Origin of the sequence: Prevotella sp. MGM2 (genome assembly GCF_002933955.1) — a bacterium.
Classification (GTDB): domain Bacteria; phylum Bacteroidota; class Bacteroidia; order Bacteroidales; family Bacteroidaceae; genus Alloprevotella.
Genome location: NZ_BEWW01000286.1, coordinates 17,262 through 35,935, shown reverse-complemented (window position 1 = coordinate 35,935; position 18,674 = coordinate 17,262). Strand labels below are relative to the sequence as shown.

Here is an 18,674-nt window from a genome sequence, read left to right as displayed (position 1 = left end):
CCCTTCAGCCCAATGCCGCAAAACAACACTACCGCAACGGCTGCCAGCCACCCCAACAGCACACCTGAACAACGCGACCGCTACCGCCGCAACCACACTCAGGCCCGCCTGCGCAGCCTGCAGCTGGCCTTGGTCGACATTCTGCGGGAAGTGGCCCGCCTGTGCGAGCGCCACAACATTCCCTACTGGCTCGACAGCGGCACACTGCTCGGCGCCGTGCGCCACGGAGGGTTCATTCCCTGGGACGACGACATAGACATCTGCCTCAGAAACAGCGACATGGCGCGCTTCGCCGAAATAGCCCGCCGCGAACTGCCGCCGCATCTCTTCGTGCAGACACCGCAAACGGAACCGGACATGCGCCTGCCCATCTGCAAGGTGCGCAACCTCAACTCATTCATAGTGGAATACGGCGACGACTTCTCACGCAGCTACGCCAAAGGCATCTACGTAGACATCTTCCCAATGGAACCGTGGCCCTCGTTCGGACCGCAGTTCTCCAAACGCGTGGCACGCGGCTACTGCAAGGCCAACGCCATACTCCACGCACAGCACTACTACAGCCTGCGGTCGGCGGCGGAGCTCTTTTATTTCGGCCTCAAACGCCTGTGGTGCAAAACACTCTGGCGCACGGGGGCACTCTTTGCAGGACGCGGAAAATATTACTCCAACATCCTCGAAAACAGCGGCAACGGCAACCGCCACCTGACCGAAACCATCTTTCCCACAGGCCGCATAGAATTTGAAGGGGAAAGCTTTGCCGCACCCGCCGACCCCGACCGCTATCTGCGCGACCTCTTCGGAGACTACATGCAGCTGCCTCCCGAGAACCAGCGCCGCGGCCACGCTGTCTTCTTCGCCGAACAACTGGAAAAGACACCAGAGAAGTCACCGGCCCGACAAAACACATAACGACAATTCCCAAACACATGCAAGCCATTATCCTGGCCGCCGGAATGGGGCGGCGCCTGGGTGAACTCACCCGCCAAAACACCAAATGCATGGTGCGCGTCAACGGCACCACGCTCATCGACCGCCTGCTCACACAGCTCTCACGCCTCAGCCTCAACCGGGTGGTCATCGTCGTAGGCTACAAAGGCGAAGAACTGCGCCGCTACATCGGGGCCCGCTTCGACGGAAGCCTGCGCATAGAATACGTCGAAAACCCCGTATTCGACAAAACCAACAACATCCACTCCCTCGCACTGGCCAAGGAACAGTTGCAGCAGGACGACACCCTGCTCATAGAGAGCGACCTCATTTTCGACGACGAAATGTTCAGCCTCATCCTTTCCAACCCGTACCCCAATCTGGCACTGGTGGCCAAATACCAGACGTGGATGGACGGCACAATGGTATGTATCGACTCCGACAACAACATCGTCAACTTCGTGCCCAAAAAGGCTTTCGACTACGCCGACACCGGCCGCTACTACAAAACGGTGAACATCTACAAGTTCAGCCGCGACTTCGCACGCCACAAATACGTGCCCTTTCTCGAAGCCTACAGCAAGGCGCTGGGCAACAACGAATATTACGAACAAGTGTTGCGCGTCATCACCTTCCTCGACAAGAGCGAGCTGAAAGCCCTGCCCGTCACCACCGAAAAATGGTACGAGATAGACGACATACAGGACCTCGACATCGCCACCGCCCTCTTTTCCGAAGGCGACGAGCAGTTGCGCCAATATATGCGCCGCTACGGCGGATACTGGCGCTTCCCCGGCATGCTCGACTACTGCTATCTGGTCAACCCCTACTTCCCCTCACGGCGGATGAAGGACGAAATGCGCGCCAACTTCGACACGCTGCTCACCGAATACCCCTCGGGCATGCAGGTCAACGCCCTGCTGGCCGGCAAGTGCTTCGGCGTCAGACAGGACTACGTGGTGCCCGGCAACGGAGCGGCCGAACTCATCAAGAGCCTCATGGAGCACACCGCCGGAAGGATGGGCGTGGTATGCCCCACCTTTGAGGAATATCCCAACCGCCGGCCGGCCGGCATGCTGGAGGTGTTCACGCCCGAAAACGACGACTTTGCCTACACTGCCGACGACCTGATGGACTTCTTCGCCTCCCGCCCCGTCGACACCCTGCTGCTGGTCAACCCCGACAACCCGTCGGGCAACTTCATTGCCCGCGCCGACGTGCTCCGCCTGGCCGCATGGTGCGGAGAGCGCGGCACGCGCCTCGTGGTGGACGAATCGTTTGTCGACTTCAGCACCGGCTATGCCAGCAACAGCCTCCTCTCCGACGACGTGCTCGAAGCGCACCCGAGGATGATAGTGATGAAAAGCATCTCGAAGAGTTTCGGAGTGCCCGGACTACGGCTCGGACTGCTCGCCTCGGCCGACACGGAACTCATCGGCAAAGTAAAGAAAGACATAGCCATTTGGAACATCAACTCCTTTGCCGAATTCTACATGCAGATATACTCCAAATATGAAGCCGACTACCACCTGGCGTGTGAAAAATTCCAGGACGAACGCCGGCGACTGGCCGAAGCGCTGGACGGCATAAGTTTCCTGCGCGTCATCCCCTCGCAGGCCAACTACTTCCTCTGTCAGGTGCTTCCCCCCCTCACCTCCCACGGCCTCACCGCCTCAATGCTCAAGCGCCACAACATCCTGCTGAAAGACTGCAGCGCGAAACGCGCTTTCGGCGGCAGGAACTACGTGCGCATCGCCGTGAGGGGCAGCGGCGACAACGACCGCCTCATACGCGCCCTGAAGAGCATGGAATGAACCTTTCACAAAACAAGAACCGATGAAGATCATCTCACACGACCACATACAGCGGCTGGCCATCCGTCCCCAAACATGCGTGGAATGGGTGCGCGAAAGCTTCCTCCTCAAGGCCGGAGCCCAACTGCCCGCCAAAATCAGCCTCCACCCCCAAGGCAGCGATTTCTTCAACACGATGCCCTGCCTGCTGCCCGAACGCTTCCACCGCTTCGGCGTAAAGGTGGTTCACCGCATAGAGGGAGCGCAGCCCACGCTGGGAGGCGACATCCTGCTCTACGACGCCGCTTCGGGAGAGCTGAAGGCCATGCTCGACGGCGACTGGATAACAACGATGCGCACCGGCGCCGTGGCCGCACTGGCCGCACAGCTGTTCCGCCGCCGGGGCGACCTCACCTACGGTTTCATAGGTCTGGGCAACACGGCGCGCGCCACGCTGCTCTGCCTCCTCGCATCCGAGGCGGACCGCCACTTCCACGTAAAGCTGCTGCGCTACAAAGACCAGGCCGAAAGTTTCAAGGCACGCTTTGCGCGCTTTGACAACGTCAGTTTCGAGACATGCGAGACACCGGCCGGCGTGGTAGGCGGAAGCGACGTCGTATTCAGTTGCCTGACCAATGCCGAAACCCTGTTGTGTCCCGACAACACGCTCTTCCGCGAAGGATGCCTCATCGTACCCGTACACACCAAAGGCTTTCAGAACTGCGACCTCTTTTTCGACAGAATATTCGCCGACGACCGTGCCCACGTGTGCGGCTTCCGCTACTTCGACCGGTTCCGCCACTTCGCGGAACTGGCGGACGTGCTCACCGGAACGACAGAAGGCCGCACTTCCGACACCGAACGCCTGCTGAGCTACAACATCGGACTGGGCCTGCACGACGTCCTCTTCGCCCACAAGATATATGAAATGGCCGGCGCCGAAGCCCCCGAAGTGAAAACGGAGCATCCGTCCGCCAAATTCTGGATTTAACACCGGCCGGTCAGTTTCTCCGCCATTATCCCGAGAACGGAACAACGGAAAGACCGGCTTTTACAACAGTTCTCCGCAACCTATATCCCCCCTCATGAACAAAACCATCTGGCTGGCGCGCCTGCTCTACAGCCACACGGGAGGCCTCACCCGTCAGGAAATACGCGACAAATGGCGCGAGCAGGACGACATGGGCCGCCCGATGGCCAGCAGCACCTTCTACGACAACTGCAACTACCTCGAGTCGCGCTACGGCCTGCACGTGCGCCGCGAAGGCAACCGCTACCGGCTGGAATGCCTGTCGGCCTCGGAAGAGAACGTACTGCGGCACATGTTCGGCGACATGGCGGCCGACCTCGGACAGGACAACCGCCCGGCAGGAGCGGAATGGCTGCCGCTGATGGCCGAGGCCATCGACGGCAACAGCGTGCTGCGCATGACCTACGCGCCCTGCGGCAAGGCACCTTACGAAACCGACTTCGCGCCCTACTTCATGCGCCGCATACAAGGACGCCACTACGTTGTGGGCCGTTCGTCCCGCCACAGCAGCGTGCGCACCTTTGCCGCCGACCGCATCGACTCACTCGTCATGATGGCGCAGAAGTTCCGCCGGCCAACCGGCATCACCCCCGAAGGCTGGTTTGCCCACAGCTACGGGGCCTACGGAGGTTATGACCTCGAACCCGTCCACGTGGTGGCGGACGTGCTCACGCAGGATCTGGCCGCCTATCTGCGCGGACGCCCGCTCCATCCCTCCCAAAGCCTCACTCCGGCCGCCGGCGGCAGCGGAGCCGCGGCAAGGCTGGAACTCGACATAGCCCCCACGCGCGACTTCACAGGCGCCCTGCTCTCCTTTGGCGGCAACCTGCGCGTGACGCAGCCCGAAAGCTTACGCCGCCAGATAGCCGGCGAGGTGCGCGCCATGAACCGGCTCTACGCAGAAAACGACAACAGCACCGGGCTATAGGACAGGCCGGGAAAGGATTTTCCAATACACTGAGGGCCAAAACATTAAAAGCCATCAAAAAAGCATTACTTGGAATTTGAATTCCAAGTAATGCTTTTTAAATTGTAAGTAACCCTTTTCGGAAAAGAAATACCTTGTTTCTAAAAAAGGCGCGCCAACGTGGCACAAACATGCTACAAAACATAAAGGGACTTATATCATAATTAAAATAAAAGGACTTACTTTACGGTAATTTTTCAAACTGAACAACATTAACACTCACCAACCATGACAAAGAGATATCCCAAAATCGGTATCCGTCCCACCATTGACGGACGCCAGGGCGGCGTGCGCGAAAGCCTGGAGGAAAAAACCATGAACCTGGCCAAGGCGGTGGCCGCACTCATAACGGGCCATCTGAAAAACGGCGACGGAAGCGCCGTGGAATGCGTCATAGCCGACAGCACGATAGGCCGCGTAGCCGAAGCCGCCGCCTGCGCCGAAAAATTCGAGCGCGAGGGCGTCGGAGCCACCATCACCGTAACGTCCTGCTGGTGCTACGGCGCCGAGACAATGGACATGAACCCTTACTACCCCAAAGCCGTGTGGGGCTTCAACGGCACGGAGCGGCCGGGAGCCGTATATCTGGCCGCCGTGCTGGCCGGACACGCGCAGAAGGGCCTGCCCGCCTTCGGCATATACGGGCACGACGTGCAGGACCTCGACGACAACACCATTCCTGCCGACGTGGCCGAAAAACTGCTCCGCTTTGCCCGCGCCGCACAGGCAGTGGCCACCATGCGCGGCCGCTCCTACCTCTCCATGGGAAGCGTGTCGATGGGCATTGCCGGCTCCATCGTCAGCCCCGACTTCTTTCAGGAATATCTGGACATCCGCAGCGAATCCGTCGACCTGACGGAAATTATCCGCCGCATGACCGAAGGCATTTACGACCACGAGGAGTTTGACAAAGCCATGGCCTGGACGGAAAGACACTGCAAGGCCAACGAAGGCAAGGACTTCAATCCGCCCCACAAAACAAAAACACGCGAGGAAAAGGATGCCGACTGGGAATTCATCGTAAAGATGACCATCATCATGCGCGACCTCATGCAAGGCAACCCCAAACTCAGGGACATGGGCTTCAAGGAAGAGGCATTGGGCCACAACGCCATAGCCGCCGGCTTTCAGGGGCAGCGGCAGTGGACGGACTTCTATCCTAACGGAGATTACTCCGAGGCCATGCTCAACACTTCGTTCGACTGGAACGGCATACGCGAGGCCTACGTGGTGGCCACCGAAAACGACGCGTGCAACGGAGTGGCCATGCTTTTCGGCCATCTGCTCACCAACCGGGCACAGATATTCTCCGACGTGCGCACCTACTGGAGCCCTGAGGCCGTGAAGCGCGTAACGGGCAAGGAACTCACCGGACGGGCCGCCGGCGGCATCATACACCTCATCAACTCCGGCGCGACAACCCTCGATGGTACGGGCCGGCAGAACGACGCGCAGGGACAGCCCGCCATGAAACCTCACTGGGAAATTACCGAAGCCGAGGTGGAGCAGTGTCTGGAGGCCACCACATGGTATCCGGCCAACCGCGACTACTTCCGCGGCGGCGGCTTCTCCTCCAATTTCCTTTCCAAAGGCGGCATGCCCGTCACGATGTCGCGCCTGAACCTCGTGAAAGGGCTTGGCCCCGTGCTGCAGATAGCCGAAGGATGGACTGTGGAGATAGACCCCGAAATACACCGCCTGCTGGACGAGCGCACCGACCGCACCTGGCCCACCACATGGTTCGTGCCACGACTCTGCGACAAGCCGGCCTTCAAAGACGTGTACTCCGTCATGAACAACTGGGGAGCCAACCACGGCGCCATCAGCTACGGACACATCGGACAGGACCTCATCACCCTGGCCTCCATGCTCCGCATTCCCGTATGTATGCACAACGTGGCGGAGGAAGACATTTTCCGCCCTGCCGCCTGGAACGCCTTCGGCATGGACAAGGAGGGAGCGGACTACCGGGCATGCGCCACTTACGGCCCCCTCTACAAATAACGCCGACGGCACAAGAACATTCACCAAAACAACGACAATGACGATTACCAACGAACACATAGAAGAATTCATCGCTCAGGCCCGCCGCATAGGCAACGCCGGACTGACCGTTTGCAGCAGCGGCAACATCTCATGGCGCATAGGACAGGAAGTGCTGCTGTCGGGCACAGGCTCCTGGGTGCCGGCGCTCACCCGGGAGAAGGTGGCCTGCTGCACACTGGCCACAGGCGAAGTGCTCAACGGCGTGAAACCGTCGATGGAAAGCGGTTTCCACCTGGGCGTGCTGCGCAGGCGGCCCGACGTGAACGTAGTGCTCCACTTCCAGTCGCCCTACGCCACAGCCGTGGCCTGCATGAAAAACAAACCGGACAACTTCAACGTAACCGCCGAGGTGCCCTGCCACGTGGGCAGCGAAATACCGGTCATCCCCTATTTCCGGCCCGGATCGCCGGAGCTGGCACAAGCCGTAGTGGAGGCTATGGACAACCACAACTCCGTACTCCTGTCGAAACACGGACAGGTGGTATGCGGCAAGGACTTCGACCAGGCCTTCGAGCGGGCCATGTTCTTCGAAATGGCCTGCCGCATCGTCCTCCTCTCAGGCGGCGAACACGAAGTGCTCACTCCCGAAGAGATTGATGACCTTGAAACATACATCTTAGGCAAGAAGACCAAATGAAAAACGCATATCTGGCCGTTGACTTCGGTGCGGGAAGCGGCCGGGTGATGGCCGCTTCCATCCACCGCGACACCCTGACACTGGAGGAAATACACCGTTTTCCCAACCATCAGGTGCGCATGGGCAATCATATTTACTGGGATTTTCCGGCCCTCTTCCGCGAGATGAAGCAAGGACTCCGCATGGCGGTGCACAAGGGCTACCGCATAAGGAGCATCGGCATCGACACCTGGGGAGTGGACTTCGGCCTTGTCGACCGGAAAGGCCATCTGCTGGGAAATCCCGTATGCTACCGCGACCCGCGCACCGAAGGCCTGCCCGAAGAGTTTTTCGCACGGCAAGCCTCCGAAGACGCACAACCGGAAACCGAACTGGCACGACACTACGCCGAAGCCGGCATACAGGTGATGCCCATCAACACGCTCTTTCAGCTCTACAGCATGAAGAAGGAAGAAGACGCGCAACTGGCCGTAGCCCACCGGCTGCTGTTCATGCCCGACCTCTTCAGCTTCTTCCTCACAGGAGAGGCCTGCAACGAATACACCATTGCCTCGACTTCCGAACTGCTCGACGCCCGCCAACGGGACTGGAACAGAGCGCTCATCGGAAAACTGGGACTGCCGGAAGGATTGTTCGGCAACATCGTAATGCCCGGAACCGTACGCGGCACAGTGAGGCAGGACGTTGCCGAAGAAATAGGTCTGACCTATCCGGTGGAGGTCATCGCCGTAGGCTCGCACGACACGGCATCCGCCATATTCGCCATACCTCCCTCGCCCCAAGTGGAACGGGAACGCTGCGCTTTCCTCAGTTCAGGCACATGGTCGCTGCTCGGCGTGGAACTGGACGAACCCATTCTGAGCGAAGCCGCGCGGCAGGCAGGATTCACCAACGAAGGCAGCGTAGGCGGAAAAATCCGCTTCCTGCAGAATATCACCGGCCTGTGGATACTCCAACGGCTCATGGCGCAATGGAAGGAACGCGGCGAAGACTACAGCTACGAAATACTGCTCGCAGCGGCCGAAAACGCCGGGACCGCCCCGACCATAGACGTAGACAGCCATCTCTTCCAGAACCCCGCCGACATGGAAGTCGCCATTGCCGGCTACTGCCGCGCCACGGGACAGGCAGTGCCTGAGAGTCCGGGCCAGTACGCACGCTGCGTACTCCAGTCGCTGGCCCAGCGCTACAAACGCGGCATTGACCGGCTCAACGCCTTGCTCCCCGCCCCCGTGAAGCAGCTCAACATCATCGGCGGCGGCTGCCGCAACACACTGCTCAACCGCCTCACGGAAGAAGCCACCGGCATTCCGGTAACAGCCGGTCCGGCAGAAGCCACCGCCATCGGCAACGTACTGGTGCAGGCCATGGCCAAAGGCGACATCAAGAGCAGGAACGACATCAGAAAGTACGTACACACATGAAACAACACCATCACACGGACACCTCCGTCAAACGTTACATCACCAAACAGCACAACGGGCCGGTGGAACGGATATGCCGCACGCTGGAGCTGCGCGACAATCCGGAACTGATAGCCGAATACCGCCGGCGGCACAGCCGCGAGGGCATCTGGCCCGAAATACCGGCCGGCATCCGGGAGGCGGGCATTCTGGAAATGGAAATCTACCTGCTGGGCACCCGTCTGTTCATGATCGTGGACATTCCCGCCGGACTGGACTGGGAAGCCGCCATGGCGCGTCTGGCCAGCCTGCCGCGCCAGCAGGAATGGGAAGACTACATGGCCATATTCCAAACGGTAAAGCCCGGCGCCACAGCCGCTGAGAAGTGGCAGCCGATGGAACGCATCTTCCACTTATACGAATGAAAATCACTCCCTTTCAAGAAAAAGACAGCAGAAACCCCAACACATCATGAAGAATACCCCGAAAAAAAACGGCATCATCGGCAAGAACGGTGCCGGCCTTTTAATTCCCTTTATTCTCATCACCAGCTGCTTTGCCCTGTGGGGCTTTGCCAACGACATCACCAACCCGATGGTGAAAGCCTTTTCGAAGATTTTCCGCATGAGCGTCACCGATGGCGCACTGGTTCAGGTGGCCTTTTACGGCGGCTACTTCGCCATGGCTTTCCCCGCAGCCGTGTTCATAAGGAAATATTCCTACAAAGCCGGCGTCATGCTGGGCCTCGGCATGTACGCTTTGGGAGCCTTCCTCTTCTATCCGGCCATGCTCACCGGCAGTTACTACCCGTTTCTGGCGGCCTACTTCATCCTGACGTGCGGCCTTTCCTTCCTCGAAACCAGCTGTAACCCCTACATCCTCTCGATGGGCGACGAGCGCACCGCCACCCGCCGCCTGAACCTGGCGCAGTCGTTCAACCCCATGGGCTCGCTGCTGGGCATGTACGTGGCCATGAACTTCATCCAGAACCGGCTCGACCCCATGGATACGGCCGAGCGCGCCCGGCTCTCCGACGCGGAATTCGCCGCCGTGCGCGACGCCGACCTATCCGTGCTGATCACCCCTTACCTCGTCATCGGAGCCGTCATCCTGCTCATGCTCATCGTCATCCGCATGGTCAGAATGCCCAAAAGCAGCGACCAGACGCACAACGTAGACTTCCTTCCCACCATCAGACGCATATTCTGCCGGCCGCGCTACCGCGAAGGCGTCATCGCCCAGTTCTTCTACGTAGGGGCACAGATCATGTGCTGGACCTTCATCATACAATACGGCACCCGCCTGTTCATGTCGCAAGGCATGGAGGAAAAAGCGGCCGAAGTGCTCTCACAGCAATACAACATCGCGGCCATGGTCATCTTCTGTGCCAGCCGCTTCATCTGCACCTTCATCCTGCGCTACCTCAGTCCGGGCCTGCTGCTCAAGGTGCTGGCCGCGGCGGCCTGCCTTCTCACGCTGGGCGTCATCGGCTTCGAAAACATCTGGGGCATGTACTGTCTGGTGGGCGTATCGGCCTGCATGTCGCTCATGTTCCCCACCATCTACGGCATAGCCCTTCAAGGCTTGGGCGACGACGCCAAATTCGGCGCCGCCGGTCTCATCATGGCCATTTTGGGCGGCTCCGTGCTGCCGCCGCTTCAGGCTGCCGTCATCGACCGCCACACCCTGTGGGGAATGCCGGCGGTGAACCTTTCCTTTGTGCTGCCTCTCATCTGCTTTGTGGTGATAGTCATCTACGGACACCGCTCCCAAAAGCGGGAAAAAGCGGCCTGAAACACTCCGCCAAGGAGCGGAACAACCCCGCGGAAGCTTTTTAACACTATTTGCTTTCGCCTCCCGTTTATTGTATCTTTGCAACAGCCAGGCGGGACCTTTCCAGCGGAAGGTCCCGCTTTTTCAGTGTTCCGCGCAACTGTTCCGGCGGATTTCCGCCTGGTTTCTTCTAAAAAAAGTCCGTATTGCAATTCAAATTCCAAGTATTCGTGTTGAAATTCCGATACAGATTTTTTCATTTCCCCTTACCTGTAACCTGCGTTTCGGCACTTCCATATCTTACGGAAAGTTAAATATGTTAAAGTCAGCCGCTCTTTCCGGTCCCCGCCGGTGACAACATTCACTTTGACATCGTATCAGGCATTTCCATTCCCTGACCTGCCCGCATTCACCGGAGAATCATTATATTTGCGCAGCCAAAGTAACAGCTGATAAAAACAGAAAAAATATGAGAACAAAAATTTCCTTATTCCTGATCGCCGTCCTCTGCAGCCTCAATGGTGTTGCACAGAAGGCATTCAACAAACATTTCGAAAAGAAAAGCCTGCGGATAGATTTTGCTTTGAGCGGAAATTCCGCATTCCAGGCCGCCGCCATACAGCAGCTGCGGCAGGAACCGGTATGGGGAGGCCCCGTGAAGAATCTGACTGACCGGTTCAACTACGGCGGCTATTATGTGAACCTATATGACAAAGCCAGCGGCGAACTGATTTACTCACGCGGTTTCAACACTCTGTTTGAGGAATGGCGCTCCACGGAACAGGCCAAAAACGAAACTCAGGCATGGACCAACAGTGTCTCCGTACCTTATCCCAAAAGAACGGTGGTTATGGAAATATCCGCCCGCGACAAAGCCGACATGCAATTCCGCCCGCTGCTCAGAACGGATATCGACCCGACCAGCATTTTCATTGACCGCGGCCAACTGAAGGACAATAAAATCACCCGGATCCAATACGAAGGCGACCCGAGCGAAAAAGTCGACCTGGTATTCCTGGCCGAAGGCTACACGGCAGCGGAACAGGAAAAATTCATTGCCGATGCCAGAAAGTTCACAGAATCCCTGTTTGACACCCCGCCCTACACAAGCCGGCGGAAAGATTTCAACATCTGGGCCGTCAGCCTGATTTCCGAAGATACCGGAACCGATGTTTCCGGAAAAGGCGTCTACAAGAACACCGCACTGAATTCGGGCTACTACACATTCGGCGTCGACCGCTACCTGACGACCCCCGATATGAAATCCATCCGCGATGCCGTATGGAACGTTCCGTGCGACGCCGTGTTCATTCTGGTGAACACCGACACATACGGTGGCGGCGGTATGTATAACTTCTATGCTATCGGCACAGCCGACAACGAACAGACACAACACATCTTCGTTCATGAATTAGGACATAGTTTTGCCGGACTGGCGGACGAGTATTTCTCCTCCGAAGTGGCTTATCAGGACTTCTACAATTTAAAATATGAGCCGTGGGAACCCAATATCACGACACTGGTCGACTTTGACAGCAAATGGAAAGACCTCCTTCCGACCAATACCCCCATCCCCACCCCGCTGAACAATACCCATAAAGACAAGGCCGGTGTGTTCGAAGGCGGCGGTTATCTTTCAAAAGGCATTTACCGCCCGATGGACCATTGCATGATGCGCGATTACGCTCCCTTCTGTCCGGCATGCAGCCGTGCCATCCTGCGAATGATCGATTTCCTGTCGGACAAACCGTATTAAGACACTTCAAGAAAAATAAAATGCAGTTCACAAAAAAGAAGGTATCTTTTGGGAAGATACCTTCTTTTTTATATTGTTTTTCAGTAAAATCCGAATGGAAACGTCCAAACAGCCGTCAGCAATTCTCTCTTTCCGTCAAAAAGCCTTGCCGGCCTTTCCGTTCATTGTTTTTGTTCCCGTACAGGCAAACGACACGGGTGAAATCATGATCAGCCCGGCTCTCAGTGCCGCCAAAATCGGGCGGTGATATCCTCCATACTGCCATCGGGCTGTACGCGGTAGAGCCGCTGGTTGGTGCCAGAAGAGGAAAGCGGCCCCAATTGGCGGCGGTAGGGGCCGAGTTTCACGTAGTCGAAAGCTTCGGAGAGGGCCGCACCGGAAAAACCGGCGGGCAACCGGCTGCGGCCGCTGTACCAGCCCGTGCGGAGGGCAGGACCGTAAAGCTGTTTGAGTCGCCGGCACAGGTGGCGGACAGCAACGGGATCGTTGTCGCCGCCCATCAGCCCCACACAGGTCACCGCTCCAAGATAGCCGTCGACCAGAGCCAGCAGGCGCGTTTCGGTGAGTTCATCGCCCACATCGCCCTGAAGATAGCTACTGTGGCAGCCGGGACAGCCGTTGGGACAAAGGGAGAGATTGACGGCGAGCGTCACCTCGTCGGGAAACTCGCTGAATACGATGTCGTGGTTGACGTATTTGAGCATGATTCTCTTTATGACGAAAAAAATACGGAAAGGCGGTGTTATGAAGCCTGTGCCCTGTGATGGGCATAGTGGCGGCGGGCGGCCTCCTTCTGACGGTCGAGCGAGAAGTTCGACACGCGTTTGAGGTAACCGATAATGCGCGTGAGGTAATCCACATTGCGCGAATGGCAGTGCGGACACTCCTTGAGGTAACGCTTGTCGATGGTGCCGCAGTCGTTGCAGAGCGTATTGGGAATGTTGTAAGTGAAATAGTTACATCCCTCATGTGCCGCCACACGGAGCAGCTGACGGTATTGGGCGGCCGAAAGATGCTCGTCGAGATTCATGTGGAGGGCCGATCCGCCGGTGAGGTGCTCGATGTACTTGCGGCCGTGGAGACGGAATTTCTCGATGACATCGGTAGCCGTGTCCTCCACCACGTAGAAATAGCTGTTATAGCAGTCGCGCGGCACGTAGTAGCCGTCGGCGCGGTCCCATCGGGCGTGCTTCACGCCTACGTTTTCCGCCGGTATCATCTCACAGTTGAAAAGCACGTCTTTGGAGCGGTAGAGCTTGTTGTACTTCTCGATGAGACCGAGAATGGCCGCCACAAAAGCGGCATACTCCTCGTTGTCGCTGATGGTCATTCCCAGACTTTCGGCCGCTTCCACCATGCCGTTCACGCCGATGGTGAGGTATTGGCGGCGAATGTTGATGTAGCCCGCGTCGAAAAGAGGGAGCATCCCTTTTTCCTGCAAGTACTTGAGGTTTTCGTTGTAGGCCATCTGCACCTTGTGCACAAGGTCCACGATGCCTTCGAGATATTCCACATAGGAGCGTCCCTCACGCGTAGCCTGCTGCACGCAGCGGTTGAGGTTGATGGTGAGCACCGACTTCGATCCGGTGGACACGCCGCCGGCGCCGAGCGTATAGCTGAATCCGTTGTCCTGTATCTCGTTGCGCAGGCGGCAGCAGGAAGCCAGCGAGTCGGCATTGTCGCTCATGTAGGTGAAGAAGGAATGGCCGCTGGCGTACATTTCGGCGGTAAGGTCGCCATAGGCTTTGTCCTTCACGTCGCCGTCTTCGGTGAGGAGAGCCATTGTTTCGACCGGGAAGGTAAGCACGGTTTTGGTACGCTCCTGGTTGAACCACGTCATGAAGCGGCGTTGCAGCCAGTCGACGGCGGGCCACTGCGGCTGCGAACCGTCGGGAAAGCGAAAGTCGCCGAAAATGCTCTCAAAGTAATAACGGTCGTAATAGGATATGTTCCAGAAAACCGACTGGAAATTGCGGGCGCCGGTGGGCTGGTTGATGGAATAGACAATCTGCTCGAAACAGTCGGTAACCACCTTGTCGAGGGTGCGGTTACGGGATGAGAGATCGACCACACGGTCAGGATTTTCGTAATAATCGCGACCGTATTCCTTCTCAAGGAAATAGCTCATGTACATGAGGAATTCCGGCGTGGCGCAGGCCCCCGACAGCATGGAGGAAACGATGAACACCATGTTGACGAAACCACCGCAAAAAGACTTGAGGTTGCCCGGTGCGGTGGAATTGCCGCCGACACTTCTGGTGCCGTTCAGCAGCCAGGGATACATTGTGATGGAGGCGCAGTAGTTGGCCAGACTCGTTTCGTCGTTCTTGTAGATGAAATGGTTCTTAAGAAGATAAATGTATCGGTCGGCCGTTTCCTTTCCATACATTTCCTTTATCCTGTCGCAGAGCAGGCGGCGGTTCAGGCGTATGAAGCCCTGCTTGGGCAACTCGCCTATGAGGGTGGCAATGTTTTTGTTCTCCACGTTGGCATTGGCGTCGAACTTCGAGCCGGTGGCCGGATTGGCGGCATTGCAGTAATCAATGAGAAAGCGCAGCTTGTCGGCCGTTTCGCGGTCGTCCTCATGGCGCTTACGGTAAATCATGAAAGCCTTGGCGGCCTTGAAATGACGGTCGGCCATGAGGGCCACCTCCACCTGATTCTGTATGTCCTCCACACTCATGCCGTTGCAAAAGCGCAAGTGGTCCACAACGTGCTGCAACGCAACGCTGTCCACCGGTTCGGCCACCGAGGAGAAAGCCTTGAGAATGGCGCCCTTTATCTTTTCAAGCGAAAAAGTCTCTGTAGTCCCATCGCGCTTGGTGATGAGAAAATTGTCTGTGCTCATGGGTGAAATGTTATGATAAAAAATGTGCGTTGTCCTTATGTGGCGGCGGTCATCCACGACAGAAGATTGAAAAAACTGCGGTGTTCCCTCTTCCATCCGACGGCCAGCGGCCGCCCGTCGTTCATGCTGCAAACGTGATGGGTGCGTTCCGTCCTCTCAAAAAATCCCGGAAAGGAAGCGGAACCTGAAAGCCGGCAGGTCTTCTGACTTATTCCCCATCGCAAACACCTTCCCGCCATACATGGATATAAAGTAATGGTACAGTGGCAGTGGTACATCTCTCTGTCCGTTTGCGACGCTGATGAAGGGGACATACAGCAGCGGGCACTGTCGCCGAAGTTCGCGGCGTTCCCTCTTGGCCGGAGCTTTTTCAAGACTCACGGAACCGGCTCTGCCTGCAAAGGTAATTCTTTATCGCGACATATCTGCCTGACAGGCCTAGAAAACAATCCATTATTTTCATCTTGCAACAAAGCATTCATGTTTAACAGCAAATATTCTTCCTGAAGCATCTATTAACTAAAAATAAAATTTATTGTCAGAAAATTTGGATTTCTTAGAAAAAAACAATAAATTTGCGCAAAAACAAATAATAATAGGGAAAAGACCGTCATTTATTCTCCCGAAATTAACCTCGAACACGACTATGAAAGCCACAGAACCAGCCGTTTCCGTCTGCATGCCGGTGTACAATGCCGCACGCTATCTGACAGAGTGCATAGACAGCATACTGGCCCAGACTTTCACGGATTTTGAACTACTCATCGTGGACGACGGCTCCACAGACAACAGCAGAGACATCGTGCGATCGTATCACGACAAGCGGATACGGCTCATAGAAAACAGGCACGACTATATCGGATCACTCAACAAACTGCTGGACGAGGCTAAAGGAAAATATATCGCCCGAATGGACGCCGATGATGTGATGATGCCCTACCGGCTGGCAGCACAATTTGGATATATGGAGAAGCATATAGAAGTGGGAGTACTTGGAGGAGGTTTTCAACAAATAGGACAACTACACAGCAAATTCAAGCCCTTGCACAAAGTTTCCATGCAAGACATGATCAACACCTGCTGTATGGCACATCCCACCGTCATGATAAGAACCTCGGTCTTGAAGCAGTATGAACTTCACTATGAAGAGGATTTTAAGTATGCAGAAGATTACCGTCTTTGGCTACAAATGATGAAGCACGAAATAATATTTCATAATATAACAACACCTGTTATAAAATACAGAATATCAAATAATCAAATAACATCTCGACATCCGAAAGAACAGAAAGAACGAGCTGACATAGCCAAAAAAGACGGTGCAAAATGGCTGCTCGAAAAGATTAAGAAAGTTTCGTATGAGGAAGTAAATATCCCTTCATCGACCAATCTGCTCACAGTAGTGATTCCTTTTCTGAATGAGAAGGACGAAGTCGGAAATACTGTAAGAAGTATTAGAAACACGGCAGGGAATCATGTCGACATAATTACCATAAATGACCACTCCGATGATAATTATGATTATCAGGCAGATCTTGCCAAATTCAAAGTCACATACATCTGCAACAGTTATCGTATAGGCGCGGCTGCCTCAAAGGAAAAAGGTACCCGTTTGGTGCGTACTCCCTACTTCCTACTCCTTGACGCACATATGCGTTGCTTTACACTCGACTGGCATAATACCATTGTAGAAGAACTGCAAAAGAACGACCGACAAATTCTTTGTTGTCAAGCAAAGGCACTAGAAAAGAATTGTAAGAATATAGTGCATGAAAGAAAAGTCGTGACCACATACGCCGCATATCTGCTTTTTGACTACAATTATTATATCCCAGATGTCCATTGGATTGAAGACAAAAAATTATGGAGACTTCCGGATCATAAAATAGCCTGTGTTCTTGGAGCCTGCTACGCGGCTAGTAAGCGCTATTGGAAACTCTTACGGGGAATGGAAGGATTAATGCACTACGGAAGCGAAGAACCGTATATAAGCCTGAAGGCCTGGCTGGAAGGAGGAGGATGCAAGATGCTGCCCGAAGTCATATTCGGACATATTTACAGAGAAACACCACCCTATCGCCTTGTAACCGCACAAATGCGGTATAATCTCTTTGTCATTTCAAGCACCTTATTCCCGACTTCTCTGCAATGTTGGGCCAACACTATCGCCTACAAACGGAATAAGTCCATCTACAGCGACATTCAGTTCTGGCTTTCCGTCAACAAAGAAAATCTGACGCAGCTAAGACAATATTATGCCGACACTTTCCACACGAATTTTGAAGATGTATTGAAGGTGAATAATGCCATAGACCTAAAAAAATATGATATGGCCCGCCACGAGAAAAAGCGGATACCGGACTTGCTGGAGTTCCTAATAGAAAGTTCCCGAACTTCATGTGTCAATTTGTGGGAAGGATGTATGGGACTGCTGATAGTACTCTGCGAATATGAGGAATACCTGCATTCGGACGATCATACGTCTCTAGCCGGCGAATTACTGGAGCGTATTACCACACAAATAACTCCTACGGCGGAGTTCTCTCTCTCTTTCGCCCACGGCCTCTGCGGCATCGGATGGGGACTTATCTACATGATGCGAAACGGGTTTGCAGATATGGATTTCTCGGAAGAACTCTCCGTTATCGACCTAAAAATAATGGAGAGAGACCCAAAAAGAATTACAGACTATTCTTTCCAAAGCGGAATAGGAGGCATACTTTGCTACGTAACGAACCGCTTGTTTCTTTTACAGAAAAATGAGAAAGAATTTATCTTCGATACTCGTTACCTTGATAGCCTTCGGGAAGCGGCAAAAAGGGCTTTGAATGAAGACACGGATTTCCGCACACACAGTTATGCTCTTCTTTTACTAAAATATAACAGAGACAATTGGCATGTCCTGCAGCCGAAGTGGAAAGATGTCATTGACCTGCCGACCTTCCTGCCCCAGAATCCGAAAAACTGGAAGAATGGAATGACGGGGGCCGTCGGTTATCTCTGCAATCTGATACAGGCGTTACAATGTACCATAGAATAGCAAGACAATGATGTCATGCTAATAAGTAACTATTTATTAACTATTAAAAAAATCAAGCTATGGCTTTAAAATTAAAAGGACTTTTGTCAGATTGTGAGTTATTGCTCACTCCACTGACTTCCGATCAGGAAGGGCACCTGCGGGGCGGCTTTGGAAGTATTTCCGTCGCTGCGGCAAATAATGGCAGTAATAGAGCTTGCTCTAACGCCTCTGCATGCAAAAATGATTCATGCAAGAATGATACTTGTGGTAATACCAATTGTACAAATGAAGCGTGTTCCAACGGAACATGCACAAACGATGGTATTTGCTTAGCTATAACCAAAGCCCCAACCCCGACCAAAGCGCCTGAAGCAGGGAAAAGTATTGTAACTCTCTGTGGTATTCTCTGAAAAAGTAGGTGCGTCCATTGACGGTGTTGTTGAACGCACCCACCTTAAATAATATTTTT

13 protein-coding genes and 1 riboswitch are annotated in these 18,674 nt (G+C 55.1%); of the genes, 12 read left to right on the top strand and 1 reads right to left on the bottom strand.

Annotated features, from left to right (window positions below; genetic code table 11):
- Nucleotides 1-12 precede the first annotated feature (12 nt).
- From C5S62_RS08995 to C5S62_RS08950, 10 genes are all read left to right on the top strand, one after another.
- Nucleotides 13-912 carry a phosphorylcholine transferase LicD gene (locus C5S62_RS08995; protein ID WP_104405049.1) on the top strand — a complete coding sequence of 300 codons (900 nt, stop codon included), beginning with the start codon at nucleotides 13-15 and terminating at the stop codon, nucleotides 910-912.
- 17 nt (nucleotides 913-929) lie between these two features.
- Nucleotides 930-2,744: an aminotransferase class I/II-fold pyridoxal phosphate-dependent enzyme gene (locus C5S62_RS08990; protein ID WP_104405048.1), complete on the top strand. Its 1,815-nt coding sequence runs from the start codon at nucleotides 930-932 to the stop codon at nucleotides 2,742-2,744.
- 22 nt (nucleotides 2,745-2,766) lie between these two features.
- Nucleotides 2,767-3,714 carry an ornithine cyclodeaminase gene (locus C5S62_RS08985; protein ID WP_104405047.1) on the top strand — a complete coding sequence of 316 codons (948 nt, stop codon included), beginning with the start codon at nucleotides 2,767-2,769 and terminating at the stop codon, nucleotides 3,712-3,714.
- A 94-nt stretch (nucleotides 3,715-3,808) separates the two neighbouring features.
- Nucleotides 3,809-4,681 carry a YafY family protein gene (locus C5S62_RS08980; RefSeq protein WP_104405046.1) on the top strand — a complete coding sequence of 291 codons (873 nt, stop codon included), beginning with the start codon at nucleotides 3,809-3,811 and terminating at the stop codon, nucleotides 4,679-4,681.
- Between the two features lie 267 nt (nucleotides 4,682-4,948).
- On the top strand, nucleotides 4,949-6,724 hold the full coding sequence (gene fucI, locus C5S62_RS08975) for an L-fucose isomerase (protein ID WP_104405045.1): 1,776 nt from the start codon (nucleotides 4,949-4,951) through the stop codon (nucleotides 6,722-6,724).
- A 37-nt stretch (nucleotides 6,725-6,761) separates the two neighbouring features.
- Nucleotides 6,762-7,403, top strand: a complete 642-nt coding sequence (locus C5S62_RS08970; protein WP_104405044.1) for a class II aldolase/adducin family protein — start codon at nucleotides 6,762-6,764, stop codon at nucleotides 7,401-7,403.
- Entirely contained in the window at nucleotides 7,400-8,827 is a 1,428-nt protein-coding gene (locus C5S62_RS08965) for a rhamnulokinase family protein (RefSeq protein WP_104405043.1), read from the top strand. Before C5S62_RS08970 ends, C5S62_RS08965 begins: the two co-directional genes overlap by 4 nt.
- The gene (locus C5S62_RS08960) at nucleotides 8,824-9,231 is read left to right on the top strand and encodes an L-rhamnose mutarotase (protein ID WP_104405042.1); all 408 of its coding nucleotides are present in this window, start codon (nucleotides 8,824-8,826) and stop codon (nucleotides 9,229-9,231) included. The genes C5S62_RS08965 and C5S62_RS08960 overlap by 4 nt, the downstream gene beginning before the upstream one ends.
- Before the next feature lie 46 nt (nucleotides 9,232-9,277).
- A complete protein-coding gene (gene fucP / locus C5S62_RS08955; protein WP_104405041.1) occupies nucleotides 9,278-10,600 on the top strand; it encodes an L-fucose:H+ symporter permease in 1,323 nt (440 codons plus the stop codon).
- 448 nt (nucleotides 10,601-11,048) lie between these two features.
- Entirely contained in the window at nucleotides 11,049-12,335 is a 1,287-nt protein-coding gene (locus C5S62_RS08950; RefSeq protein WP_104405040.1) for a M64 family metallopeptidase, read from the top strand.
- Between the two features lie 742 nt (nucleotides 12,336-13,077).
- Here the strand turns inward: C5S62_RS08950 and nrdD are convergent.
- Nucleotides 13,078-15,183, bottom strand: coding sequence for an anaerobic ribonucleoside-triphosphate reductase (gene nrdD / locus C5S62_RS08940; protein ID WP_104405063.1), 2,106 nt, complete (start codon nucleotides 15,181-15,183; stop codon nucleotides 13,078-13,080).
- Nucleotides 15,184-15,358: 175 nt separating this feature from the next.
- Nucleotides 15,359-15,588: riboswitch (cobalamin riboswitch) on the bottom strand.
- Between the two features lie 241 nt (nucleotides 15,589-15,829).
- Here nrdD and C5S62_RS08935 point away from each other — a divergent pair.
- Together C5S62_RS08935 and C5S62_RS13295 are read left to right on the top strand one after the other, a co-directional pair.
- Nucleotides 15,830-18,223: a glycosyltransferase gene (locus C5S62_RS08935; RefSeq protein WP_133159554.1), complete on the top strand. Its 2,394-nt coding sequence runs from the start codon at nucleotides 15,830-15,832 to the stop codon at nucleotides 18,221-18,223.
- A gap of 59 nt (nucleotides 18,224-18,282) precedes the next feature.
- Nucleotides 18,283-18,615 carry a hypothetical protein gene (locus tag C5S62_RS13295; protein ID WP_133159553.1) on the top strand — a complete coding sequence of 111 codons (333 nt, stop codon included), beginning with the start codon at nucleotides 18,283-18,285 and terminating at the stop codon, nucleotides 18,613-18,615.
- The last annotated feature ends 59 nt before the right edge of the window (nucleotides 18,616-18,674 follow it).

Coding starts and splice junctions, on each gene's coding strand:
- C5S62_RS08965 (WP_104405043.1), top strand. CDS start 7,400: ATGAAAAACGCATATCTGGCCGTTGACTTCGGTGCGGGAAGCGGCCGG.
- C5S62_RS08960 (WP_104405042.1), top strand. CDS start 8,824: ATGAAACAACACCATCACACGGACACCTCCGTCAAACGTTACATCACC.
- C5S62_RS08995 (WP_104405049.1), top strand. CDS start 13: ATGCCGCAAAACAACACTACCGCAACGGCTGCCAGCCACCCCAACAGC.
- C5S62_RS08970 (WP_104405044.1), top strand. CDS start 6,762: ATGACGATTACCAACGAACACATAGAAGAATTCATCGCTCAGGCCCGC.
- fucP (WP_104405041.1), top strand. CDS start 9,278: ATGAAGAATACCCCGAAAAAAAACGGCATCATCGGCAAGAACGGTGCC.
- C5S62_RS08980 (WP_104405046.1), top strand. CDS start 3,809: ATGAACAAAACCATCTGGCTGGCGCGCCTGCTCTACAGCCACACGGGA.
- C5S62_RS08950 (WP_104405040.1), top strand. CDS start 11,049: ATGAGAACAAAAATTTCCTTATTCCTGATCGCCGTCCTCTGCAGCCTC.
- C5S62_RS08990 (WP_104405048.1), top strand. CDS start 930: ATGCAAGCCATTATCCTGGCCGCCGGAATGGGGCGGCGCCTGGGTGAA.
- C5S62_RS13295 (WP_133159553.1), top strand. CDS start 18,283: ATGGCTTTAAAATTAAAAGGACTTTTGTCAGATTGTGAGTTATTGCTC.
- C5S62_RS08985 (WP_104405047.1), top strand. CDS start 2,767: ATGAAGATCATCTCACACGACCACATACAGCGGCTGGCCATCCGTCCC.
- nrdD (WP_104405063.1), bottom strand. CDS start 15,183: ATGAGCACAGACAATTTTCTCATCACCAAGCGCGATGGGACTACAGAG.
- fucI (WP_104405045.1), top strand. CDS start 4,949: ATGACAAAGAGATATCCCAAAATCGGTATCCGTCCCACCATTGACGGA.
- C5S62_RS08935 (WP_133159554.1), top strand. CDS start 15,830: ATGAAAGCCACAGAACCAGCCGTTTCCGTCTGCATGCCGGTGTACAAT.